Origin of the sequence: Thalassobacter stenotrophicus, assembly GCF_001458315.1 — a bacterium.
GTDB classification, from domain to species: domain Bacteria; phylum Pseudomonadota; class Alphaproteobacteria; order Rhodobacterales; family Rhodobacteraceae; genus Thalassobacter; species Thalassobacter stenotrophicus.
Genome location: NZ_CYRX01000011.1, coordinates 172,836 through 195,786, shown reverse-complemented (window position 1 = coordinate 195,786; position 22,951 = coordinate 172,836). Strand labels below are relative to the sequence as shown.

Annotated in this window: 18 protein-coding genes; 3 read left to right on the top strand and 15 right to left on the bottom strand. The window is 61.3% G+C overall.

The window, feature by feature from the left end; all coding sequences use genetic code 11:
- Position 1: 1 nt before the first annotated feature.
- The 8 genes from THS5294_RS05465 to hslO are packed head-to-tail and all read right to left on the bottom strand — an operon-like array spanning position 2 to position 9,041.
- Complete coding sequence (locus THS5294_RS05465; RefSeq protein ID WP_058122936.1) at positions 2 to 799, bottom strand: ion transporter; 798 nt, start codon at positions 797 to 799, stop codon at positions 2 to 4.
- Positions 800 to 804: 5 nt separating this feature from the next.
- A complete protein-coding gene (locus tag THS5294_RS05460; RefSeq protein ID WP_058122935.1) occupies positions 805 to 2,013 on the bottom strand; it encodes a class I SAM-dependent RNA methyltransferase in 1,209 nt (402 codons plus the stop codon).
- Between the two features lie 15 nt (positions 2,014 to 2,028).
- Positions 2,029 to 3,879, bottom strand: a complete 1,851-nt coding sequence (locus tag THS5294_RS05455) for an ABC transporter ATP-binding protein (RefSeq protein ID WP_370736571.1) — start codon at positions 3,877 to 3,879, stop codon at positions 2,029 to 2,031.
- Positions 3,876 to 5,717, bottom strand: coding sequence for an ABC transporter ATP-binding protein (locus THS5294_RS05450; RefSeq protein WP_058122934.1), 1,842 nt, complete (start codon positions 5,715 to 5,717; stop codon positions 3,876 to 3,878). The genes THS5294_RS05455 and THS5294_RS05450 overlap by 4 nt, the downstream gene beginning before the upstream one ends.
- A 32-nt stretch (positions 5,718 to 5,749) precedes the next feature.
- The gene (locus THS5294_RS05445) at positions 5,750 to 6,343 is read right to left on the bottom strand and encodes a LysE family translocator (protein ID WP_038005980.1); all 594 of its coding nucleotides are present in this window, start codon (positions 6,341 to 6,343) and stop codon (positions 5,750 to 5,752) included.
- A gap of 16 nt (positions 6,344 to 6,359) precedes the next feature.
- The gene (locus THS5294_RS05440; protein WP_058122933.1) at positions 6,360 to 7,478 is read right to left on the bottom strand and encodes a CCA tRNA nucleotidyltransferase; all 1,119 of its coding nucleotides are present in this window, start codon (positions 7,476 to 7,478) and stop codon (positions 6,360 to 6,362) included.
- Complete coding sequence (locus THS5294_RS05435) at positions 7,475 to 8,053, bottom strand: NUDIX hydrolase (protein WP_058122932.1); 579 nt, start codon at positions 8,051 to 8,053, stop codon at positions 7,475 to 7,477. Before THS5294_RS05435 ends, THS5294_RS05440 begins: the two co-directional genes overlap by 4 nt.
- Positions 8,046 to 9,041, bottom strand: a complete 996-nt coding sequence (gene hslO, locus THS5294_RS05430) for an Hsp33 family molecular chaperone HslO (protein ID WP_038005598.1) — start codon at positions 9,039 to 9,041, stop codon at positions 8,046 to 8,048. Before hslO ends, THS5294_RS05435 begins: the two co-directional genes overlap by 8 nt.
- An 87-nt stretch (positions 9,042 to 9,128) precedes the next feature.
- Here hslO and THS5294_RS05425 point away from each other — a divergent pair, with 87 nt between their 5' ends.
- Complete coding sequence (locus tag THS5294_RS05425) at positions 9,129 to 9,563, top strand: NUDIX domain-containing protein (RefSeq protein WP_058122931.1); 435 nt, start codon at positions 9,129 to 9,131, stop codon at positions 9,561 to 9,563.
- Positions 9,564 to 9,591: 28 nt separating this feature from the next.
- Here the strand turns inward: THS5294_RS05425 and THS5294_RS05420 are convergent, their stop codons facing one another.
- Positions 9,592 to 11,790 (bottom strand): transglycosylase domain-containing protein, encoded by a 2,199-nt coding sequence (locus THS5294_RS05420; protein WP_058122930.1) that lies wholly within the window; start codon positions 11,788 to 11,790, stop codon positions 9,592 to 9,594.
- 272 nt (positions 11,791 to 12,062) lie between these two features.
- Here THS5294_RS05420 and THS5294_RS05415 point away from each other — a divergent pair, with 272 nt between their 5' ends.
- A complete protein-coding gene (locus THS5294_RS05415) occupies positions 12,063 to 12,401 on the top strand; it encodes a P-II family nitrogen regulator (protein WP_038005603.1) in 339 nt (112 codons plus the stop codon).
- Positions 12,402 to 12,425: 24 nt separating this feature from the next.
- The gene (locus THS5294_RS05410) at positions 12,426 to 13,739 is read left to right on the top strand and encodes an ammonium transporter AmtB (RefSeq protein ID WP_038005605.1); all 1,314 of its coding nucleotides are present in this window, start codon (positions 12,426 to 12,428) and stop codon (positions 13,737 to 13,739) included.
- A gap of 315 nt (positions 13,740 to 14,054) precedes the next feature.
- On the opposite strand, the gene trxA is transcribed toward THS5294_RS05410, so the two are convergent.
- The 6 genes from trxA to tsaE all read right to left on the bottom strand — a co-directional run bounded on the left by trxA (position 14,055) and on the right by tsaE (position 22,921).
- Positions 14,055 to 14,375: a thioredoxin gene (gene trxA, locus THS5294_RS05405; RefSeq protein ID WP_038005607.1), complete on the bottom strand. Its 321-nt coding sequence runs from the start codon at positions 14,373 to 14,375 to the stop codon at positions 14,055 to 14,057.
- A 76-nt stretch (positions 14,376 to 14,451) separates the two neighbouring features.
- Entirely contained in the window at positions 14,452 to 17,781 is a 3,330-nt protein-coding gene (addA, locus tag THS5294_RS05400) for a double-strand break repair helicase AddA (protein ID WP_058122929.1), read from the bottom strand.
- On the bottom strand, positions 17,778 to 20,786 hold the full coding sequence (gene addB, locus THS5294_RS05395; protein WP_058122928.1) for a double-strand break repair protein AddB: 3,009 nt from the start codon (positions 20,784 to 20,786) through the stop codon (positions 17,778 to 17,780). The genes addA and addB overlap by 4 nt, the downstream gene beginning before the upstream one ends.
- Complete coding sequence (locus THS5294_RS05390) at positions 20,783 to 21,469, bottom strand: nucleotidyltransferase family protein (RefSeq protein WP_058122927.1); 687 nt, start codon at positions 21,467 to 21,469, stop codon at positions 20,783 to 20,785. Before THS5294_RS05390 ends, addB begins: the two co-directional genes overlap by 4 nt.
- Complete coding sequence (locus tag THS5294_RS05385) at positions 21,466 to 22,449, bottom strand: aminoglycoside phosphotransferase family protein (protein WP_058122926.1); 984 nt, start codon at positions 22,447 to 22,449, stop codon at positions 21,466 to 21,468. Before THS5294_RS05385 ends, THS5294_RS05390 begins: the two co-directional genes overlap by 4 nt.
- On the bottom strand, positions 22,442 to 22,921 hold the full coding sequence (gene tsaE / locus THS5294_RS05380; RefSeq protein WP_058122925.1) for a tRNA (adenosine(37)-N6)-threonylcarbamoyltransferase complex ATPase subunit type 1 TsaE: 480 nt from the start codon (positions 22,919 to 22,921) through the stop codon (positions 22,442 to 22,444). Before tsaE ends, THS5294_RS05385 begins: the two co-directional genes overlap by 8 nt.
- Positions 22,922 to 22,951: the final 30 nt, after the last annotated feature.

Here is a 22,951-nt window from a genome sequence, read left to right as displayed (position 1 = left end):
CTCACTTTTCACTCAAGCGCGCTTCAATCGCCTTGAGGCGATCCAAAACTTCATCGCGGTAGGCATCCGTGGCTTCGGTGGTTTCGACCTCCGAGGCCTCTTGCATCGAGTTCACCACAAGGCCGACCACAAGGTTCACCACCGCAAAAGTCGTGATCAGGATGAACGGCACGAAAAATGCCCATGCGTGCGGATAGACATCCATCACAGGGCGGACGATTCCCATGGACCAGCTTTCCAGTGTCATGATCTGAAATAGCGAATAGCCAGAGCGCCCCAGCGTACCGAACCATTCGTCGAAATTTGCGGCCTGCTCCGGGGTGCAAAGGGGGCAGCCCGCGCCGAACAGTTTCGTGGCCATCACAGCGCCGATGTAGAAAATCAGGGTCATCAACCCAAACACCGAAGCCATGCCGGGCAGTGCTTTGAACAGTCCCTCTACCACGCGCTTGAGGCTGGGCACGGCGGTGATCAGTTTCAGGACCCGCAGGATGCGCAGTGCCCGTAGGACCGACAGTCCTTGGGTTGCGGGCATCAGCGCGACAGCAACAATCGCAAAGTCAAAGATGTTCCAGCCATCTTTGAAAAACCGACGGTCCATCGCGAACAGTTTGAGCACAATTTCAATCACAAAGATGCTCAGACAGATGGTGTCGAGCATCAGGATCAGTGGCCCAAAACGATCCATCAGCGTTTGGGATGTTTCCATCCCAAGGATGATCGCGTTGAACACGATGACGGCGATAATGAACGTGCGAAAGGCTTTGCCGAGCAAAAAGTGTTCAAGCGCTTGGCGCATAAAGATCAGTCCTTGGAGAATGAAGCCACGGTTTCGATATGTGGCGACCAACGGAATTGGTCAATGACGCGGACCCAATTGAGGGTATAGCCCGCCTGCACCAACGTGGCGGCTTCGCGGGCGAAGGTCACGGGGTTGCACGACACAAACGCGATGCGCGGGATGCTGCTTTGGGCCAGTTCGGCCACCTGAGCCTCGGCGCCTGCGCGGGGCGGGTCGATGATGGCCGCGTCATACTTCGTTAGGTCTTCGGGCAAGACGGGGTTGCGGAACAGGTCGCGACGCTCGGTCGTGATGGGCTTAAGGCCTTGGTTGTGGCGCACGCCGTGATCCAGCGCGGCCAAAAGGGTCTGTTCGCTTTCCATTGCGTGCACGGACGCCTGTGCGGCGGCGGGGAACGTGAACGTCCCACATCCGCTGAACAGATCAATCACCCGGGATGCCGAACCGATTGCGTCCATAGCGGCGCGCACAAGGGCGCTCTCACCCTCGGGCGTGGCCTGTAGGAACGCGCCGGGGGGCGGCACGACGCGGGCGGTGCCAAAGCGTACGCCGGGGGCTGCGGCTTGGAGCACAGGCTCACCGTTCCATGTGACGCGGGCAAAGGCGGCAACATAGGATGGCAACTCTTGGCGGATGCTTGCGTCCAGTGGCTTGGCGTTCTCAATCGCAAGGTCGAGGCCCGCGTCCGAGACCGTCAGGTGATAGGCCACTTCCGCCGCGCGGGATGCGGCGATCCGGGTCAAGGTTTCCAGCGTTGGGATCGCGGCCAAAATGACGGGGTCCAGCAACAAGCAGTTCGGCACCGGCGTGATGGTTTCGGCCGCGCGGGCATGAAACCCGACCAACGCGCCCTTTTTCGTGCGCTTGCCGTGTAGGGTACCGCGCCGGCGCGTGCCTGCCGGGCTCGTGAGTGTCGGCTCGGGTGACACGTTCAGGTCTTGGGCGGCGAGGGCGGTTTGAATGACCTGTCGTTTCCACCCAGCCACAAAATCGTCGCTTGCGTGCTGCAACGCGCAGCCACCGCAGGCGTTATAATGCGCACAAGGCGCTTTGACCCGATGCTCTGATGGGGTGACGATCCGAATGTCCGTCAGCCGGTCGCCCTGCGGTGTGCCAGTGACTACCTCATCAGGGAGAGTGCGGGGCGCAAATAGCGGCCCCTCTGCGATGCCATCGCCGAGGTGGCCTAAACGTGTGATCTTGATGTCCATGGCGCGCTTGTAGGTCTATTCGGCGGCTTCAGCCACCCCGATAAATCCACCTGACTGTCGGTCCCAGTATCGGCGATACAGCCCATCCTGCGCCAATAACTCAGCGTGGCTGCCTTGTTCCACGATACGACCTTGGTCCATCACAACGATGCGGTCCATACGGGCGATGGTGCTGAGCCGATGGGCGATGGCGATGACGGTTTTGCCTTCCATCACGCGCTCTAGGGCAGTTTGGATTTGGGCCTCAACCTCACTGTCGAGGGCGGATGTCGCTTCATCCAGCACCAAAACGGGCGCGTCCTTTAGGATAGCACGGGCCAGAGCGATCCGTTGGCGTTGCCCGCCCGACAGTTTCACGCCCCGTTCCCCCAGATGCGCGTCATAGCCCGTGCGGTCCTTGTGATCCTTGAGGCCAAGGATGAAGTCATGGGCCTCGGCGGCACGGGCGGCGGCCTCGATTTGGTCACGGGTTGCATCGGGCTTGCCGTAGCGGATGTTGTCTAGCGCGGAGCGATTGAACATCGCGGTTTCCTGCGTGACCATGCCGATCTGTTGGCGCAGGGATTGCTGGGTCAGATCGCGCAGGTCGTGACCGTCCAGCGTGAGCGTGCCGTCCTCGGGGTCCTGAAGGCGCAATAGAAGGCTGACCAAGGTGGATTTCCCCGCCCCCGACGCCCCGACCAAGCCCAACTTTTCACCGGGCGTGAGCGAGAGGTCGATGTCCTGAACGCCGCCTTCCTCGCGGCCATAAGTGAAAGTGACGTCCTTGAACGCAACAGCTCCCTTGGCCGTGTCCAACTCCCGCGCATCTGCGCGGTCCAGCAGGGTTTGCGGCGCGGTCAGGGTGCGCATCCCATCTTCAACTTCGCCCACGTTGGCGTACATCGCCATCAGCGTAAAGCTAACCCAACCGGTCATCTGCGCGATGCGGATCGACACGGCGCCAGCGGCGGCGATGTCACCGGGGGTTGTGACGCCAAGCGTCCATAGCCAAGTCGCACCCCCAATCAGCAGCACGGGTAAAACACCCGCTGTCGTCATCAGGGCAAAGCGAAACCCAGTCGAAAGCTTCCCAAAGGCGAGAGCCTTGCCGCGTAGCGTGCTCATGGCATCGAGGGCGGCGCGGTCCTCATGGTCCATGTGGCCGAACAGCTTGACGGTTTTGATGTTGGTGATCGTGTCCACAACTTGACCCGTGACCATGGCGCGAGCGCCCGCGCGGTCACGTGACCTGATCCGGATACGGGGCATGAACCAGCGGATCATCAGGAAATAACCGACCAGCCAAATCACCAGCGCACCAGCAATCCGCGCGTCGATTGTCGTCAGCAAAAGGGTCGAGCCGATCAGGGTCGCGAGGGCAAAGGCCACGACGTTGATGAACTCATTCGTGACGTCCGTCAGCGCCCGCGCTGTCTGCATTTGTTTGGAGGCGATCCGCCCCGCAAAATCGTTGTCAAAGAACGAAACGGCTTGGCCCAGTGTCCAGCGGTGCAGCCGCGATTGCACCAGCGGATAGACGTTGGGGGGCACGACGATCCCATTGAATGCTGCGGATGTGCCAAACAAAAGCGGCCGGATCAGCAGGAAAAACCCAACAAAGACGAGCAAAAGGGGCCAGTTGTCTGCAAAGTACGTGGCGGGCCCGGTTGATACCGCGCTGTCGATCACGGCACCCAGCAAAAAGGCGGAGATCACCTCGGTCGCGCCCGCAAGAGCAGACACTCCGAATGCCACGATCAATACGGGCCACGTCCCTGCGAGGCACCATTTGAAGAACGCCCAAAGCGTGCGCGGCGGTGGGCCATCTGCGGGTTTGAACGGGTCGATCAGGTTGCCAAGGCGCGCGGCCACTTGCTGCATCATTCTGCTGCCTCCGTGGCAATAAACCCGCCGGATTGCCGCGCCCAAAAGCTGGCATATAGCCCGCCTTCTGCCAGCAAATCTTCGTGCCGGCCTTGCTCCGCAATGCGGCCATCGTCCAGCACAAGGATGCGGTCCATCTTGGCGATTGTTGAAAGGCGGTGGGCAATCGCGATCACTGTCTTGCCTTCCATCATGCCATAAAGGGTGTCCTGAATGGCGGCCTCGACTTCACTATCGAGGGCGCTTGTCGCCTCATCCAGCACAAGGATTGGTGCGTTTTTTAGGATCACGCGGGCCAATGCGACCCGCTGCCTTTGCCCGCCCGATAGCTTGACGCCCCGCTCGCCGACCTCGGCCTCATAGCCTTTGCGGCCCTCGGGGTCCTCTAGTTCGAGGATGAATTCATGCGCCTCGGCCTGTTTGGCGGCGGCGATGATGTCGTCCATGCTGGCACCGTCACGGCCGTAGCGGATGTTATCCGCAACGGATCGGTGCAAGAGCGAGCTGTCCTGTTGGACCATGCCAATTTCACTGCGCAGGCTGTCTTGGGTGACGTGGGCGATGTCTTGGCCGTCGATCAAAATGCGGCCGCCCTCGGTGTCATAAAACCGTAAAAGCAGTTTCACGAGGGTCGATTTTCCCGCCCCTGACCGCCCGATAAGGCCAACTTTTTCACCGGGTTTGATCGTGAGAGAGATTTGATCCAAGCCCCCCGCGCCGCGTCCATAGTGGTGGGTCAGCGCGTCCATTGTGATCTCACCTTTGGTGAGATTTAGCGGCTTGGCGTCTTTGGCATCAACCAGCGTGATGGGCTGGGAAATTGTCTCCATTCCCTCGGCCACGACGCCCAAGTTGCGGAAAAACGATGACAAAGCCCACATGATCCACCCGGTCATCGCGTTCAGCCGCAGGGTCAGCGCGGTGGCCGCTGCGACAACTCCGACGGAGGCAGTGCCCTGCATCCAGAGCGCGATGGCCCAGGCGACCACCCCAACAATCAGCAACCCGTTTAACAGCGTAAGAACCACGTCCATAACGGTGAAAATCCGCATTTCACGCGCAAATGTCTGTCGGGTGTATTCGATGGCGTCGCGGGCGTAGTCGACCTCCTGCTCGTGCTGGGCGAACAATTTGACAGAGTGGATGTTGGTGTAGCTGTCCACCACGCGCCCTGTCGTCATGGACCGCGCATCTGATGCGGCTTTGGACGCGGGGCCCACGTTTTTCATGGTCCAGCGGACCAGCGCGCCATAAAGCCCAAACCACGCCAAAAGCGGCAGCAAAAGGCGAGGGTCGGCATCAAACAACAGCACTGCCGCGCCGATCAGATAGGCCAGCGCAAAGGTAATCGCGTCAAAGATTTGAAACACGGCCTCGCCTGCAGCAGGGGGCGTTTGCATGATACGGTTCGCAATCCGGCCGGCGAAATCATTTTCAAACCAGCCGACGGATTGGCGCAGAACCTGCCGGTGCGCGCGCCACCGGATCAGCGTGCCAAAATTCGGCAGGATCGAGTTGTTCAGTAGCATGACGTTTAGCGCTTGGACTGCGGGGCGCAGAACCAAGACAAATACGCCCGCGACAATCAACTCGGTTCCGTGGGCCTGCCAGACTTGGGTCGGTGTCTGATCCGACAGTAAGTCAACGAGACGACCCATGTAAAAGATCAAACCGATCTCGACCATCGCGACCAATACCGACGTTAGGGCGGCAAAAGCGAAGATGCGTTTGAAGGGCTGGGACAGATCCCACAGGAACGGCCACAACCGCTTGGGCGGCGTGTCAGTTTCCCGGTAGGGGACGTAAGGGTCCACCAGGTTTTCGAAAAAGCGCATCATGGGATTTGGTCCTTTGATGCGAATATAATCCCTCAGCTCAGAAAAACCATGACCGCCGATGCCAGAAGGGCGGCCGCCATCACAAGGTTAAACACCCGCCATGCGGTTGGGGTCTGAAGCAGATAGGCCAAAAGGGTGCCTGCGGCGGACCAAAACAGGCAGACAAAAAAGTTAGTGCCGGAAAAGGCGGATCCGATGCGCAGCGCCTCTTGGAGGGGGGGCAGGTTGGACGCAAACCCGGCAGAGGCTGCGAGTGCGACGGCCCAGACTTTGGGGTTGACCCATTGGAACAAGATCGCCTGCACAAAGGTAAACGGACGCTCATCCGGGTTGGGTGTGGCGGATGGTTTGGCCATGGCCAGCTTGTAGGCCATGTAGGTGATCCAGCCGCCCGCAATCAGCTTGAGCCCCCATTCCAACGCGGGGGCGGCCAACAAAAGCGCGCCAATCCCAAGGGCGGTCAGACCCGCGGTGATGCCCACCCCCACCACGACGCCCAAAACGTGGGGCAGCGTGGCCTTGAACCCAAAGCGCGCGCCCGAGGAGGTGATCAGGATTACGTTTGGCCCGGGCGAGAATAGACCCGCAAGGACAAAGGCATAGAGGGGATCGGTCAATAGAAACATGCGGGCGTTTGTGCCGCTATTGCTTGGGCGTGTCGAGGCCATTCAGCAGGGCGCGCGCGTCCAGTGTTCCGCGGCTTGCCAGCCATCGCGCGCGCGCGGTTGCCAGTGCTGCGCCCAGTTGCGGCCCGGTCAGCGGCGCAAGGTCCGCAGGCTTGACCGGAAACGTCGCCGCAGCCCCGTCCGCAAGGCCATCCGTCACCATCGGTTGCTCCAACAGGGCGGCCCGTAGGGTGAGCGCGTACAAGCCATCCGTAACCCCCAGTTCATACCCAAGCGCGAAAGGCGACTGGGTCGATGTCGCAGCTTCCCTGAGGCGCGCGAGGCGCTTGGCCTCTGCCTTTGAGAGGCGCAGACCGCTTGGGTCGCCGCCCAGTGCCCCAAGGCGCACTGTCCAATCCGGCGTTGTTTCCAGGTGGATCAGGGGCGCAAGCGCGCGTGTGTCTGCACCGGGTAGGATACGTTGCAACAACCCCGCCTGTGCCATTGCAGCCACTGCGGAGGCAGGGTCGGGCGCGGCGAGGAGTTTGCGCATCTCATGGCCGACGCGCTCACGGCTAAGTCCGGACAAGCCGTCGCCGAGTTCCGCACATGCGGCCAGCCCTTCTGCATCAAGGCTATCGCCATACAGCGCGGTGAACCGAAAGAACCGCAGGATGCGCAGGTAATCTTCTTGGATACGAGCCTGTGGGGTGCCGATGAACCGCACGAGCCGCGCGCGCAGATCGGGCAGGCCACCCAGCGGATCAATAACCTCACCGGCAGCGTTGGCATAAAGCGCGTTCATCGTGAAATCACGCCGGGCTGCGTCCTGTGCGATGTCAGTGCCAAAGGCGACGGTGGCCCGGCGGCCATCGGTTTCGACATCGCGACGAAAGGTGGTGATTTCGTGCGGGATGCCAGCGGCGATGACGGTGACCGTGCCGTGATCTATACCCGTCGGCACGACCTTGAGGCCGTCACAGGCTTCAATCACTTGGTGCGGCGTGGCCGAGGTTGCGATGTCCACATCATGGACCGGTATGCCTAACAGATCGTTGCGTACACAGCCGCCCACGGCATAGGCCTGATAGGCGCTGAGCCGGGCAAACACCTCTTGGGTGCCCGGCGCGCTTAACCATGTGCCCGCGATGTTCATAGCCGTTCCGCCAGACCGCGCAGCATCCGCGCGGTGGCGCCCCAGATGTAGTATGGCCCATAAGGGACCGTATAAAACTGACGCCAGTTGCCTCGCCACATGCGCCGCTCAATGATGTAATTCGCGGGCGTCATGACGTGGCTCATGGGCACGTTAAAAACTTCTTCCACCTCACCCGGCTCCGGCACCGGGGCGAAGGGGGCCGGGATATGTGCTAGTACGGGCGTGACGTTAAAGCCGGTGACCGTTTCATGCGGGGGAAGGGTGCCCAGCACATCTGCACCCGCTAAGCCGATTTCTTCGCGTGCTTCGCGAAGGGCGGCTGTGATGTCATCCTCATCCCCGTCCACTTTGCCGCCGGGAAAGGCGATCTGGCCGGGATGGTGTTTGAGCTTGGAGGACCGTTTGGTCAGCACCAGTTCCAGCCCGCGCGTGCTGTCTTGAACGGCGATCAACACGGCGGCGGCACGCAGGGTGCGCCCCGCGGGGGCGGCAACCTCTGGCGATAGGTCGTAGTCGGACGACCCGGTGCCCTCCGCGGCACAAGCGGCGCGGAGGGCATTGATATCAAGCATCAGGTTTGTCCGTTGCCTCAAACCCCAGTGTATTGGGCGCAAAGGTGTAATGCGCGCCACAGAACTGGCAGTCTGCGGTAACGGTGCCCTCATCTGTGGTCATATGCGCGATGTCCTTGGCCGAATAAATCGACAGGGACGTCCGCACACGTTCCTCTGAGCAGGTGCAGCCAAAGCGTACGCCGGTGGCCTCATAGACGCGGGGCTGTTCCTCATGGAACAGGCGGGTCAACAGCTCAGTCGGTGAAACGGTTGGCCCGATCAGTTCCAGATCATCGACCGTATCGAGCAGAACGTTGGCGCGGGTCCAGTTTTCGCCCTCATCCTCGCTGAGGATATCTGTGGCGGCCAGCAGGCCTGCGTCGCCAGAACCGCCTTCACCCGTAACGTGCGGCGACGCTTTGGGCATATGCTGCAACATCACACCCCCTGCGCGCCAAGCGGATTCTTCGCCGGGCAGCGTGCTGCGCCCATAGCTAAGCGCAAAGCGAGTCGGGATTTGCTCGGACTGTGCGAAATACGTCTCGGCGCAGGAGGACAAAGAGCCGCCCGCCAAGGGCGTGATGCCTTGGTAGGGGGCCATGTCTTGGCCTTGGTCGATCAGGATCGCAAAGTAGCCTTTGCCCACGAGGTCAAAGATATTGCCCACGTCCAGCGGCGCGTCCTTGTCATAAGAGGCATAGGCACGGATCTGGCCGGGCTCTCCTTCGGCGGTGGGGCCGTAGTAATCGGTCGCCAGAATACGCACGGGGCCATCGCTGCGGACCTGAAGCGACAGCTTCCAGCGCAGTTTGATGGTTTGCCCGATGAGCGCAGTCAAAAGGGCCATCTCGGCCACCAATGCCTCGACTTGCGGGGGGTAGTCATGTTGTTTGAGGACGTTTTCCAATACTCCGTCCAGCCGCGCCACGCGGCCGCGGATATCTGAAGCGTCGAGTTGGAACGGCAACACGGTGTCATCCCAGGCGATTTGAGTGCCTGTGGTCATGGGCTTTCCTTACCTTGTATCGGCTGGCATAGGGGGAGCATATAGGCGCCCTGCCGCCCCGATCCAAGCCCCCTATGAGTTGCCGCCATGATCCCTCGCTTTGGTCCCGCCCCGCTTCGGGCTCGCCGCTATACCCTGCGACCTGGTGCATATGCGCTTTTGCCGTTGGGGGATCGTGTGCTGATCACCCGACAATTGGGCGATGAGGATGAGTTTCAGCTGCCCGGTGGCGGCATGGATCCGGGCGAATGTCCGCTGCGTGCCCTGCACCGTGAGGTCTATGAGGAAACGGGTTACCGCATTGCGGCACCGCGCCGATTGGGGGCGTTTCGGCGGTTTGTCTATATGCCGGAATACGACCTGTGGGCGGAAAAGCTGTGCCACATTTATATGGCGCGGCCCACGCTGCGGGTCGGCCCGCCGCTTGAGCCGCTGCACGAGGTCCACTGGCTTCCACGCGCAGAGGTGCCTGAACTATTGGGCAACAGTGGTGACCGCGCGTTCGCGCAGGCCGTTCTATAATGCTGGCCTGATTGGCGCTACCCGTGGATTAGTTCCCCAAAATAGCACCCAGCGCATCCAACAAAAACCGCTCAAGCCGATCCTGGCCCTGTGGGGCGCTGTATGGTTGGGGCTGCGGGGCGGGGCGTCGATCTGTGGTGGCGTCGATCATGGGCAATGGGCTGATCGGTAGGCCATCATGCACTCGGACCATCGTTTCGCGCCAAATTTCAGCCGGAAGGCCGCCGCCCGTGACGCCGGACAAGGGGGTGTTGTCGTCATATCCCATCCAGACGCCGGTCACATAATCACCCGTGAACCCGATGAACCACGCATCGCGCGCCGCCTGCGTTGTGCCCGTTTTGCCGGCAGCGGGGCGACCATCGGGCAGTTGAGCCCGCCCGCCGGACCCGGTCTGGACAACCTGGTGCATCATATAGACCAACTGCCGGGCGGAGCGTTCTTGGATCACGCGTTCACCCAATCCACCCTCCTGTCCTATCAGTGGGGTGGGGTCAGCGCGCAGGGACAATGACAAAAGACCGTAGGGCGTAACGGAGGTGCCGCCGTTGAGGATGCCCGCATAGGCACCGGTCATTTCCACCAACGTGCTTTCGGAAACTCCAAGCGCGAGTGCCGGCCCTTGGGCAAGGTCGCTGTTGATGCCAAACTGCTCGGCCACGGTGCGCACCACGTCGCGGCCGATATCCTCGGATAGTGCGACTGTTGCCGCGTTCAGCGACTGTGCCAGTGCAAATGTCAGATCGACGTCGCCAAAGAACTCATTTGTGTAGTTTGCAGGACTGTAGGTGCCGGAGCCCGGAACTTTGATGGCCAAGGGGGCGTCGGTGATCGTGCTGTCATAGCGATAGCCGAGATCAAGGGCAGCGGCGTAGACGAACGGTTTGAACGCGGATCCGGTTTGCCGCATCGCCTGTGTCGCACGGTTGAATTGGCCTGCGCGTAGGGTATTGCGGCCACCGACCATCGCGCGCACCGCGCCATCCGCGCTCATCACGACAATGGCGGCTTGTGCGTTGGATCCTTCGCGGACCTTTGTCTCAAACACCAGTTCCAGCGCGTCTTCGGCGGCCTGTTGGATGCGTTGGTCGAAGGTGGTGCGCAGAACGACATCTTCGGTCGTGTCGCGGGTCAGGAACGAGGGGGCTTTGCTCATGACCCAATCGGCAAACGCATTGCCGGATTGGTCGCGTGCTGCGGTGGATAGGGTCGCGGGGTTAGCCTGCGCTTGGGCATATTGGGCCGAGGATAAATAGCCCTGCTCATGCATTAGCCGCAAAACCGTGCGCGCCCGGCGCTGGGCGCGTTCAAGGTTGCGGGTGGGCGCATAGTAGGAGGGCGCAACAAGAAGCCCGGCCAGCATTGCGGCTTCGGCGGGGCGGACCTCCATCGCGGATTTGTTGAAATACCGCTGGCTCGCGGCCTCAAACCCACGGGCTCCGGCGCCCAGATAGGCACGGTTCAAATAGACGGCGAGGATTTCTTCCTTGGTGAACTTCCACTCCATCGCCATGGCGAAGGGCACTTCCTTTAGCTTACGCCAAACGGAGCCGACCCGGCATTGCGCTTCATACTCAGCCTCGGTCATCCCGCTGGACGGCAGATACGGATCACCTAGGCACACCAGCTTGGACACCTGTTGGGTGATGGTCGAGCCGCCGTTGCCGGACAAAGGTCCGCGCCCTTCGCGTAGGTTGATCCGGATCGCGGATGCGATGCCGCGCGGGCTGACGCCAAAGTGGCGGTAGAACCGTCTGTCTTCGGTCGCCACGACCGCGTTTACGAGGTGGGGTGAGACAGTGGCAAAGCTGACGGGGCCGCCAAATTGATCGCCGCGCCACGCATAGACGGCGTTGTTGCGATCATAAAACGTTACGGAACCCCGGTGCCGACCATCCTTAAGCTCGGCCATTGTCGGGATGCTTTGGTAGGAAATCGCGACGGCGCAGGCAAGAATCAGCGCACCAATGACCGATACCCGCCATGTGATGCCCCAAATGAGCCGCAAGATCAGGCGAAGCAGCCCTGTGAACAGCATCTTGATGCGACCCATAAACGTGCGCGGTTTTTGCGTCCGCGCGCTGCGCTTTGGCGCCTTTGTCCGTTTAGAAAACGTAAAAAGTCGCCTGAAAAAGCCGCCACGCTTTGCCTTTGCGGGTTTTTTCCGCTTTGGCGCTGGCGGCCGTCGATCAGCCACAAGTGGACGCCTTTTGCCAGAGTTCGCCATACTGCCTCGCTCGTGTGTCGCCTTTTCGGCGGAGTTTTGCGCAGCATACCGCGTGGCGACTCGGATGTAGACCGAAAGTTGATGAGCGATTTCTTAACGCGTCGCTCAAAAAATGAGCAAAGTCGCTTTTTTGTGCACATAAACGCGTAACTCGCCCTCTGGTTGCAGAAAGCACCCCCCATTCCGTTGCGAACCGACGCGGTTGCCCATGTTTTGAGCCTGTGGACTCCCCAAGGGCGGGGGCAAAACAAAAAACCGGAAGGGTGAGAAACGTGAAACTCATTATTGCAGCAATCAAGCCGTTCAAGCTTGAGGAGGTCCGCGAAGCGCTGACCACTCTCGGCGTGCGCGGCATGATGGTGACGGAAATTAAGGGCTTCGGCTCACAGTCGGGACATACGGAAATTTACCGTGGCGCAGAATACGCCGTGAACTTCGTGCCGAAAGTCAAACTGGAGCTCGTGGTGGCGGACGGCATGGCCGACCAAGTCGTTGAGACCATCCAAAGCACCGCCAAAACCGATAAAATCGGTGACGGCAAAATCTTTGTTCTGGACGTAAACCAAGCCGTTCGGGTCCGCACCGGCGAGACCAACGACGACGCTCTGTAAGCCAGAGACATAGGGGAATAACCAATGAAAACTAAAGTGCTTCTTTCCACCCTAGCCTTGGCGGCGTTGCCCGCTGCGGCTTTCGCGCAGGAGGCTGCGCCCTCCTTCGATGAAATCGGCCCCTACATCATGACCACCCTGCTGTTCTGCATGGCTGGCTTTTTGGTGTTCTTTATGGCCGCGGGCTTTGCGATGCTTGAGGGCGGCCTTGTCCGGTCCAAGAACGTGACCATGCAGATGACCAAAAACATCGCGCTCTATTCTGTGGCGGCGATCATGTACTGGTTGATCGGCTTCAACTTGATGTACCCCGGTGATTTCAACGGCTACGTCGGTTCGTTCTTCGTGCCAACCGTGCTGGACCCCGTTGGCGTGTCCGCTGCGGATGCCGCGCTGGATTACGCCTCCATCGGTTCGGATTTCTTCTTCCAGCTGGTGTTTGTTGCGGCGACTGCGTCCATCGTATCTGGCGCACTGGCTGAGCGGATCAAACTGTGGCCCTTCCTTGCCTTCGTCGTCATCCTGACCGGCGTTATGTACCCAATTTCCGGGTCCTGGCAGTGGGGCGGCGGCTGGTTGTCCGAAGCTGGGTTCTCCGACTTTGCTGGTTCGACTGTTGTACACTCCGTAGGTGGCTGGGCCGCTCTGGCCGGTGCGATCATCCTCGGACCACGCTTGGGCAAATACTCCAAAGAAGGCAAAGTCACCCCGATGCCTGGTTCCAACTTGGCACTCGCCACACTCGGTACGTTCATCCTGTGGCTCGGCTGGTTCGGCTTTAACGGTGGTTCGCAGCTTGCGATGGGCACCGTGGGTGATGTGTCCGACGTGTCGCGCATCTTTGCCAACACCAACATGGCTGCGGCCGCTGGTGCGGTGACCGCGTTGGTCATGACACAGCTGCTCTACAAAAAGCCCGATCTGACCATGGTTTTGAACGGTGCGCTGGCCGGCCTCGTGTCGATCACGGCTGAACCCCTTGCCCCGACACTGTTCGGCGCACTGTGGATCGGTTCCGTAGGTGGTGTGATCGTCGTCCTCGCAGTGCCACTGCTGGACAAGCTCAAGATCGACGACGTCGTTGGTGCCATTCCGGTTCACCTGTTTGCCGGTATCTGGGGCACAATCGCGGTCATCTTCTACAACGGTGACGCGGCTCTGGGCACACAGCTTCTGGGTATCGCGGCATACGGCGTGTTCACCTTCGTTGGCGCGCTGATCGTGTGGATCATCCTCAAGGCAATCGTGGGCATCCGCGTCTCTGAGGAAGACGAGCTGGTCGGCTTGGACAAGGCAGAGTTGGGGATGGAAGCATATCCCGAGTTCGCCAATTCCTAATTTAACCGCAGTCTGCTGCGTATGACGAGTGGCCCGGACAGAGCGATCTGTCCGGGCTTTTTCGTGGGCTGAGGTTATTGTTTTTTGCTGTCGAGGGTGGGGAATTCATCCGTGTTAACGACATTTCCATCGGCCTCCCCAGCTTTTTGAAAAGGCGCCAGGCGTTTTCGTTGAACTGGGGTGCTGGCGTGTGCGGCTGTGGCCATTGTGCCAAGCCAACGCGCATCCAAAAGGAAACGTTTCTGTGGCCCGCAACGCAAAACCGCCGGGCTGTAGGGCCCGGCGGTTTGATATTCGATTATGTCCGAAAGAGGCTTAGACGCTCTCTTCGATCCAGCTTTTGAGAGCTGCCGCAGGAGCGGCGCCAACTTTGTTGGAAACAACTTCGCCGTCTTTGAACATGAACAGAGCCGGGATGCCGCGAACGCCCATCTGTGCGGGGGAGTTCGGGTTTTCGTCTACGTTCACTTTGACGATTTTCACGCGGCCTTCGTATTCCTCCGACAACGCCTCAAGTGCGGGGCCGATTTGTTTACAGGGACCACACCACTCGGCCCAGAAATCCACCACGACAGGGATGTCGGACTGGCGGACTTCGGTATCAAATGTGTCGTCGGATACAGCAACGGTTGCCATGATGTCTGTCCTTAAAATGGGCGACCCGGGATGAGTCGCGCGTTGGGTCGAAACCTAGGAATGGCACGCAGCGGCGTCAACCATCCACGGTAGTTTGTAACGCAGCGGTTACCAGATCATGGGGTAGGACCATAAGGCTGGCAGTCCGTGTCCAGACGATGGCCGGGGTGATCTTTCGATCCGGGTACAGCGGCGCGAGCGCCTGCGCGTAGGCCCCCATTTGCCGCAATAGGCCCAGTGGCACGGCCTGCGGGGTGTCGGGAACGACGGCGTTTGTTTTGATGTCGGCGCAAATGATTTCGGATGGGGTGACCAGAAGACGGTCGATCACGCCATATAGCACGCGGTCATCGCCCGGCAGGGGCGGCGCGCTTATGGCGACCTCGGACAATGTGTCGGGGGCAAAAACGTGTGGCAGCGCATTGAGGGTGCCGACCGCCTCTTGGATCAGGTGATCAGGGTTCAGGTCGGGGTGGCCGTTGGTGGCCCCGGCCAAAAGATGGCGCGCGGCTGCGTCCCAGTCTGATGGCGGCACGTCAGTCAGATGTTCCAACAATAGGTGGATCAATGTCCCACGCAGCTTGGCGATGTCCTCGGTCAACCCTTCGCCAGACAAGGCCTTGGCTCCGCCCAAGTCAGAGGGGGAGCGCGTTTGCGCCGTCGCAATCGGGCCGGGGGCCTCTGCGCGGTAGATCGCATTGAGCGGGGGCATCGGCGCGGCCACGGTCGGGGCGGTTTCGGTCGCGTCAGACCAATCCCCCGAGATAAGCTGCAAGCCTTGCTCACCGTCCATGGTCAGCGGCTCGGCGCCCAAATCACGCATGCCCTCTTCGATCTTGCCGTACCACGAGGCTGTCGGGTCCTTGCCCAACTCCCCGGCGGCACCAACGATCAGCCAGCTTTCGGCCCGGGTCATGGCGACGTACAGCAGGCGGTCTTTTTCGTCCTGCTGTGCCATGGCCTTGGCCTCGACCTGTTCGGCCAGCTCCGGCGGGGTCAGGGACGCGCCGGGTTTCCACGCAAGCAGATCGTCCGGCCCCTCTACAAAGCGGGGCGCGCCTTGGGCCTTGATGAACTGACACTCCGGTAGGATCACAACCGGACTTTCAAGCCCTTTGGCCCCATGCACAGACATGATCCGGATCAGGCCGGCGCGGGCATCCATCTGCCGTTTTATCTTGATTTCTTCGGCGTCGAGCCACGTCAAAAAGCCGGTCAGGCTGGGCACATCGTTTTGCTCATAGGTCAGGGCTTGTTGCAGCAGCGCGTCCAGCGCCTCGATGCATTCATCGCCCAACCGCGCCCGAAACCTGCGCCGTCCGCCCATGCGGGTTAGCACCCGTTCGAGCAGCTCGTAGGGGCGCAGAAAATCGGCAACGCGCAGCAGTTCTTGCAGCTCGGTCACGGTGTTTTCTGGCGTGCCACGGCGGCGCAATGCCTCCCACAGGAAGGCTTTGCCACGGGGATGCGCGAGGCGGAACAGATCATCCTCAGACCATCCAAACAGCGGTGAACGTAGGACAGCAGCGAGGGACAGATCATCCTCGGGCGTCGCGAGAAACGACAAAAGCGCGGTCAAATCTTTGACCGCCATTTCCCCCGAAATCCGCAGCACATCCGCCCCCGCAAGCGGCAGGTTCCGTGCTTTGCATTTCTCAAGGATCAGGTTGAACAGTTCCTTACGGCGTTGCAGCAGAATGACGATATCGCCGGGCTGAACAGGCCTGCGTTCCTTGCCCACGGTGATCAGGGTGTGATCGCTCAGCATCTGTTCGATCTGTGCGGCGACCCGCTCGGCCATCAGCACCTTTGGGTCGTTGCGGGCGGGGCGATCCACGGGGTCAAACCACGCGCGATCTGGGTCAGCCTCGCCCAGCGACGGGATCACGGGCCACAGGTCTACGCGTCCTGGTTTGTCTTCAAAAAATGCAGTGTGCAGCACCTTGGAGCCCGTACCGGGCGCGCGGCCACCGCCGCAGGTCGCGTCCACAAGGTTCAAAATCGTTGGGGCAGAGCGGAAGGAATATTGCAGCTCACGCGATTGGAAGGGCGCATCAACCGCCGCCAAACGCTCGGCGAATGTTTCCCGCATTTCGTCGAATTTTTCGGGGGCCGCCCCTTGGAACGAATAGATCGACTGCTTTTTGTCGCCCACCACGAACAGCGTGCGGGCTACATCCGACCGCGCGCCCTCGCCGCTGGCGAATTCGGCGGCCAAGGCGGTGATCACGTCCCATTGCACGGGCGAGGTGTCTTGGGCCTCATCCACCAAAATATGATCGATCCCGCCGTCGAGCTTGAAGAGCACCCATTGCGCTACGTCTGAGCGGGACAAAAGTGCGCGCGTTTTCTGGATCAGGTCATCGAAATCGAGCCAACCGCGCGCGGCTTTTCGGTCCTCAATCCGGGCAAGATAGGGCGCGGCAAAGGCATGAAGCGCTGCCGTTTGCGCCGCCGCAGCCTGCCTGCCACGCCGTTCATGGGCGGCGCGTGCGACTTCTTTGAGATCCTCGATCATATTGGGATCAAGTTTTTTGAGGACGGGCGCGGTGACCGGGTTTTTGCGCAGTTCAAACTTGCCTGTCAGGAAGGTATTTAGAAATGCCTCTAACACCTCTTGCGAGGCGTGGTTCAGGTCAAGCGGCGCGAGCCGTTCGGCGAGGGCGACCATCGTCTTGCTGTCAACGCCCTGCAACGCGCCGCGCATCGTGTTGAAGTCATGCAAAACCTCGGGCGTCAGCGCCTGCGCCATGACATCGTCAGCTTCATCCAGACCAAAGGCCGCAAAGATATCAGCGCGGGATCGGGCGCGTGCGAAATGGTCGCGTGATTTGATGATCTGGGCGCAGAATTTCTCAGCGTCTTGGTCGGTCAGGTGCTGGGCGACATCGTCGAACAAGGCGGTGCCTTCGGGGGTGGCGACCAGTTCTTCTAGGGTTTCTGCGGCCAGCAAGGCGCCCGCGCGGTCGTCCATTTCCGAGAATTGGGGCGAGACACCAGCCTCAAGCGGAAATCGCCGCAGGAGCGAGGCGCAAAATGCGTGGATCGTTTGAATTTTCAGCCCGCCGGGGGTTTCGATCGCGCGGGCAAACAGGGTGCGCGCGTGGTCCAGCGGTACCTCAGAGCTGTCTGGCACACCCATTTCGGACAACTCGGCGCGCAGCTCCGCGTCCTCCATCATGGCCCACGCGCCCAGTTGTGCGAACAGACGGTTCTGCATCTCACCGGCGGCGGCCTTGGTGTAGGTCAGGCACAGGATACGCTCGGGCGGGGTGCCCTCGAGCAGCAGCCAAGCCACACGGTTTGTCAGAACGCGCGTTTTGCCAGAACCTGCGTTTGCGGAAAGCCACGTAGATGTGCCGGGGTTGGCGGCCGCGATTTGCGCGGCAGAGGCAGGGTGGGTCATGGCGCGTTCTCCTCCCGACCTACTCGGATCAATGTGGCGGGGGCCGTGTCGTCCCATTCGCCCCGGCGGGCAAGGTGCGCGTAGTCGCTTTCGTATGTCACGCCGTCCATTGCGCGGTGCGAAATGTAGCCCTGATCGGGGCTGTCGTAGCTGCTGATCAGGCGGATCAATCCGGCGCGTGTTTCAGGCAGTAGATCAACCTGCGTATCATCCACGACGGGGTTCATATTGACCTCAAGGTCTTTGGCCGCAGAGCCAAGCCCGATGTAGGTCATGCCTGCAACATCTCGCACCCCAAGGGTTTTGAAGCCACCGCCCTCAACGATCAGCGCCTCAAGCGGCATTTGACGGTCAAAGAACGTTTGCACTTTGGCCGATGGAATCTGACCGGTTTTGTAGTCATAAATCCACACACGCCCATCCGGCAGTGTGTCGATCCGGTCGGCTTCGGCTGACAGGGTAAAGTCAATTTCGGGCAAGGTGATGCGGCCGCGTTCCTCGGTCAGTGCGGGGGTCGCATGGGCCCTGCGTTCGGTTTCACGCGCCAAGAACTGAGGCGCGATCCGCATGAGTTTGGCGCGCCATAGGCGTCGAGCAGCGGGCCAGGGGGCTTGCTCGGTTAGGGTGTCTGTTAGGATGCGCTCAAATAGCGGTAATGGGTCTGTGGGCAGCCCGTCCTGGGTGGCGGCGGTAAACCGATCCATGACAGCATGGATGATCGTGCCGCGCAGCGGGGCGTCTGGCGTTTGGCGCAGGGGATCAAGGGCGCGCAGGTTCAGCACGTTGGCAGCATAAATGGCGTATGGGTCGCGGATCAGCGTCTGGATGCGGGTCACGGATAGTTGCCGCGGACGGGCGGCCAAAACCGGGGCAGGCGCGGGACGCGGGGCGCGCGGAGTGGTGGTTTCGGGCCGGTCAAGCGCCTCTGCCTGCAGGGTCCAAGGGGTGGCACGATCGGTCATCGACCTAAGCGCATCGGGGCCTTCGGGGGCCAATCCGCGCAGAAGGTTCGTCAGCCGGTTCAACCAGCGGGAGGGCACGGTTTCCGCCTCCGCGTCGCGCAAAGACCGCGTGAGCCAGACTTGTTTGCCTGCGATAGCTTGTTGGAAATCATGGGCCGATAGACCAATGCGCCTGTCGGGTGTGCGCAGGCCCGCATCCATGCGCATTTTGCGGTTCATCCAAGGGTCCGGTGTTGGCAGATCAGGCCAGACACCATCGTTCAGCCCGGCCAAGATCACCAGATCGGCACCTTGGACCCGTGCCTCCATCGCGCCCCAAATCATCACGTTGCTGTGGCCGGTAAAGGGTTCGCGGACCTCACCGGCCTGTAGGACTGTCGACAGGATCGTGCCGTATTCCGCAAGGGTCATGTCCGGGCCATCTTGGCCTGCATCGGTGCGCAGGGCTGCGATGGTTGCGGCGGCCTCAATGCCGGGGGCCTTTTCCCACAACTCGCCCGCGCCCGCGGCGTCAGGCCCCGCACACAGGCGTTCGCACAGCGCGATATGGGCCCTAAGATGATCTGCCAGTGGGCGATCCGGGGCTTCGGCGGCGCATAAATCCAAAAGGTCACACAGCCATGCGACCCACGTTGGCAAAGTCTCAGGCGTGGGTGTTTTACGATCCGTCAGCCATTGGGTGACGGTAGTGCGGTCCGGAAAGGGGCACCCCCGGCGCAGCAGGTCGAGTTCAAGGTTACGTGTGAACAACAGGTGTTGGCCCCGGTCATCGCGCCCCGAATGTGTCAGCGGGTGTTTGAGCAGCGCAAGAAGCCGCTCCGGCGTCATGGGGCGCCCCATCATTTGGGCAACCATGCGCAACAAGCGGCCCGGCGCGCTAAGGCCCAAGGGTGCGCCCGCGCTGTCATCGGGGGTGATGCCCCATCGGTTTAGCGCGGATGTGACCTGCCGTGTCAGCACCCGATCCGGTGAAATCAATGCCGCGCGCGTGCCGTCCTCGACCGCTTGGCGCAATCGCAGGGCGATAGTGATGGCTTCCGAGCGTGGGGTGCGAGCTTCTAGCAAGGTCATGCCATAGGTGGCCGCCGCAAGGTCAGGGCGCAGGGCGGGCCCCTCGGCGCGCCATTGGTCCGTTACGGGCGCAGGTCGCAGCGCGAGCGACAAAAGCCGCGTACGCTCTGGCGCATTTGGGCTATGCGCGGACCATTGCGGCAGTTGCGCAGGATCAATGCCGACCCCATCGCACAGGGCCGCGTAGCGAAATTGCGGATGATCCTCAGAGCCTTGCGCCACGAAGCCACGCCACAGTGTGGGCGAGAGCGTTTGGTCCACGCCGGGCAGAATCAGCGCGCCTTGGGGCAAGCTTGCGATCCGTTCCATCAGTCGCAACGTGGGGCCGCGCGACCCGGTTGAGCCGGCCACAAGGATCGGATCCTGCGGGGGGTGCGCATCCCAGCGGGCAAAAAGCGCGTTGAGTGCCGCGGCTTGGCGCGCCTCGGGGGTGATCAGTTCAGGGTGCGTGCCATCAAGCGCGAGGTAGCGCGTGACGATGTCGAGAAAGGTCAGTGAGCGTTCCCAATGTGCCGAGAGTGTCCCGGTCTCAATCGCGTTGAGGGCGGATGTGGGTACGCGCTCTTCCTGCATTTCGCCCAGCAAATCGCATAGGCTGCCCGCAAGGTCGAAGGCCGCGCTGCGCGGGGCCAAATCCGGTGCCGCGTCCAGCAACCGTCCAACCAAATGTGACACCGTCAGCCGTAGGTGCAGGGGCGAGACAGCGTTTGGCAGCGGGTTGGTCGGGCACAGTGCCGCCGGGTCACTGACCAGCATCAACTTGGGCAAAAAGCCGTGGCCGGTCGCGAGGAAAACTTCGCGCAAGCGGCGCTCCATCCGGCGAGTGTTCACGAGGATCGTGACCCGCGCGATTGCTTCGGGCGGTTGCCCAGCAAGCCGTGTGCGCAGTCCAGCCACCAATGCTTCTGAGAAATCGACGCCAAGGGGTTCGGCAAAAACGCGCGGTGTGTCGGATGGGGAAAACAAGGTCATGGGCGCGTTTGCTCCCGCAGCATGGTTTCAGCGAGCGTGATACCCTCTGGGTGGCCAACATCGGCCCAGTGGCCGGGATGCACAACGCCGTGCAGGCGCCCTTCTGCGGCCATCGGCGCCCATAGTTCCCGCAAGGAAAACACCTGATCTGTGATGTGCGCAAGGCCTGCGGTTTTTACGATCCCGGCCCCGGTATAGACCATCCCGTCTGCGTCGCGGACCAGCGCGCCGCTTGACGTGATCGCAAAGTCGCCGCCGCCTTTGCGGCCATGCGCGCGGTCGAGGGGGACCAGCAGCAAAAGCCCATCCATCCGGGTTGGATCCCATGCGGCGCGTAGTGTTTGGGCCGCCGATGGGCCGGTCCAAACCGCGTCTGAGTTGAGGGTCATGACCGGATCAGACCCAAGCAACGGCAGGGCATTGCGCAACCCGCCGCCGGTTTCCAACACCGGGTTGGGTTCGACCACGCAGGTCACATCGGCTTCGGTCGAGAGGTGCGCCTGAACTTGTTGTGCATGGTGGTAGGCGTTCACGACAATCTGGGCAGGTAACGCCGCGCGGGCTTGTTCTAACGCGTGATCCAAAAGGGGGCGACCTGCGACGGGGATTAGCGCCTTTGCCGTCGTTTCCGTTAGCGGTCGCATCCGGGTGCCAAGCCCCGCGGCAAAGATCATAACATTCATCGCCGGGCCTTGATTTGGGCCAAGTGATTGGCGTCGGGCGCGGGCAGTGCTGCGCAGAGTGTGGCCAGTGGCGCAAGGTCAGGATGGGCAAGACAGGTTTGCAAATGCCTCCAGACACGGGGCAGCAGCGACAGGTAATTGGCCTTGCCATCGCGCACCCAAAGGCGGGCGAAAACGCCCAGAATTCGCAGGTTTCGCTGCGCCCCACAAAGTGCAGCTTGCCGGGTGACAGCGTCCACGGTTTGGCCAGTTCCGGCGGCAAAATGAGCAATCATGGCCGTGTGAATGGCTGGGTCCACATTGCGCCTCGCATCCAGCGTCAGCGACACCAGATCATAGGCGAGCGGCCCAAGCATCGCATCTTGGTAGTCCAACAGCCCAACCCGGGAAAGGCCGCTGCGATCCGGCAACCACAGCAGATTTTGCGCGTGATAGTCCCGTTGGATCATACCCATCCGCTCGGGCAAGATATCAGCGGCGAGGGTGCTAACCGTTTGGGCGATTTCGGTTTCAAGCGTTTGGCTCGGCGCGTACCAGACTGCGGCCAGTGCCGCGAGTGGGCCCATTGTGGCTGCGTCATAGGGGGCAAGACCCGGCGCAGGTGTTTGGTGGTGCAACGCGATCAAAACGTCCACGGCGGCGGTGTACAGCTCAACCTCCATCTCGGGGGCGCGGGCCAGCGTGTCGGCAAAGAGGTCATCGCCCAGATCCTCAAGCAGTAGCAGTCCTGCCGCCACGTCTTGTGCATAGATTTCAGGCGCACTTAGCCCGGCGTCGCGCAGTCGGGTTGTGATGTCGACAAAGGGGCGCACATCCTCACCCGCGCTTGCGGGCGCATCCATCAAAATGGCGCGGCGATTGTCCTGCACCAGCCGGACATAGCGCCGATTTGAGGCGTCTTGTTGCAAGGGCTGTTGTTTGGCGGTGGCCCATTCGGTTTGGGCCAAAAAGGCTGTGATGTCGTCTGCGCGATTAGTCATTCAGCGCGCCTTCGATTTTTGTGCGCAGGGGGCTGTGAGGGCCGGTGATCATGAGTGTCCGCGTGTCGTCATCATCCGTATGCCCAAAGGTCAACGTGACGGCGCCAGCTGGGGCGGCGTCGCCCAAACGGTCAGGCCATTCGATCAGGCAAATCGCGGTTTGCCATGCCTCATCTAGGCCCAGCTCAAATACCTCATCCGGCGCGGTGAGGCGATAGAGGTCAGCGTGCCAAATCTCAGCCGTGCCAGCGATATAGGTCTGCACCAAGGTGAATGTGGGCGACGGCACATCCTCGGGTGGCTGGTCCGCATTGGCTTGCAGCGCGTGGATGACAGAGCGCGCAAAGTGCGACTTACCAGAGCCAAGCGGCCCCTCAAGGAGAAGCGTGTCCCCCGGTGTCAGTTCAGCGGCCAGCCTTTCGGCAAATGCTGCGGTGGCCTCGGGCGAGGGGAGGAGCGTTTTTGACGTCATGACACAGACATAACGAGCCTGCGTCCCTAG

Coding starts and splice junctions, on each gene's coding strand:
- THS5294_RS05440 (WP_058122933.1), bottom strand. CDS start 7,478: ATGAACATCGCGGGCACATGGTTAAGCGCGCCGGGCACCCAAGAGGTG.
- THS5294_RS05445 (WP_038005980.1), bottom strand. CDS start 6,343: ATGTTTCTATTGACCGATCCCCTCTATGCCTTTGTCCTTGCGGGTCTA.
- THS5294_RS05385 (WP_058122926.1), bottom strand. CDS start 22,449: ATGACTAATCGCGCAGACGACATCACAGCCTTTTTGGCCCAAACCGAA.
- THS5294_RS05465 (WP_058122936.1), bottom strand. CDS start 799: ATGCGCCAAGCGCTTGAACACTTTTTGCTCGGCAAAGCCTTTCGCACG.
- THS5294_RS05450 (WP_058122934.1), bottom strand. CDS start 5,717: ATGATGCGCTTTTTCGAAAACCTGGTGGACCCTTACGTCCCCTACCGG.
- THS5294_RS05460 (WP_058122935.1), bottom strand. CDS start 2,013: ATGGACATCAAGATCACACGTTTAGGCCACCTCGGCGATGGCATCGCA.
- trxA (WP_038005607.1), bottom strand. CDS start 14,375: ATGGCAACCGTTGCTGTATCCGACGACACATTTGATACCGAAGTCCGC.
- THS5294_RS05435 (WP_058122932.1), bottom strand. CDS start 8,053: ATGCTTGATATCAATGCCCTCCGCGCCGCTTGTGCCGCGGAGGGCACC.
- addB (WP_058122928.1), bottom strand. CDS start 20,786: ATGACCTTGTTTTCCCCATCCGACACACCGCGCGTTTTTGCCGAACCC.
- THS5294_RS05425 (WP_058122931.1), top strand. CDS start 9,129: ATGATCCCTCGCTTTGGTCCCGCCCCGCTTCGGGCTCGCCGCTATACC.
- hslO (WP_038005598.1), bottom strand. CDS start 9,041: ATGACCACAGGCACTCAAATCGCCTGGGATGACACCGTGTTGCCGTTC.
- THS5294_RS05410 (WP_038005605.1), top strand. CDS start 12,426: ATGAAAACTAAAGTGCTTCTTTCCACCCTAGCCTTGGCGGCGTTGCCC.
- THS5294_RS05455 (WP_370736571.1), bottom strand. CDS start 3,879: ATGATGCAGCAAGTGGCCGCGCGCCTTGGCAACCTGATCGACCCGTTC.
- THS5294_RS05420 (WP_058122930.1), bottom strand. CDS start 11,790: ATGGCGAACTCTGGCAAAAGGCGTCCACTTGTGGCTGATCGACGGCCG.
- THS5294_RS05390 (WP_058122927.1), bottom strand. CDS start 21,469: ATGAATGTTATGATCTTTGCCGCGGGGCTTGGCACCCGGATGCGACCG.
- addA (WP_058122929.1), bottom strand. CDS start 17,781: ATGACCCACCCTGCCTCTGCCGCGCAAATCGCGGCCGCCAACCCCGGC.
- tsaE (WP_058122925.1), bottom strand. CDS start 22,921: ATGACGTCAAAAACGCTCCTCCCCTCGCCCGAGGCCACCGCAGCATTT.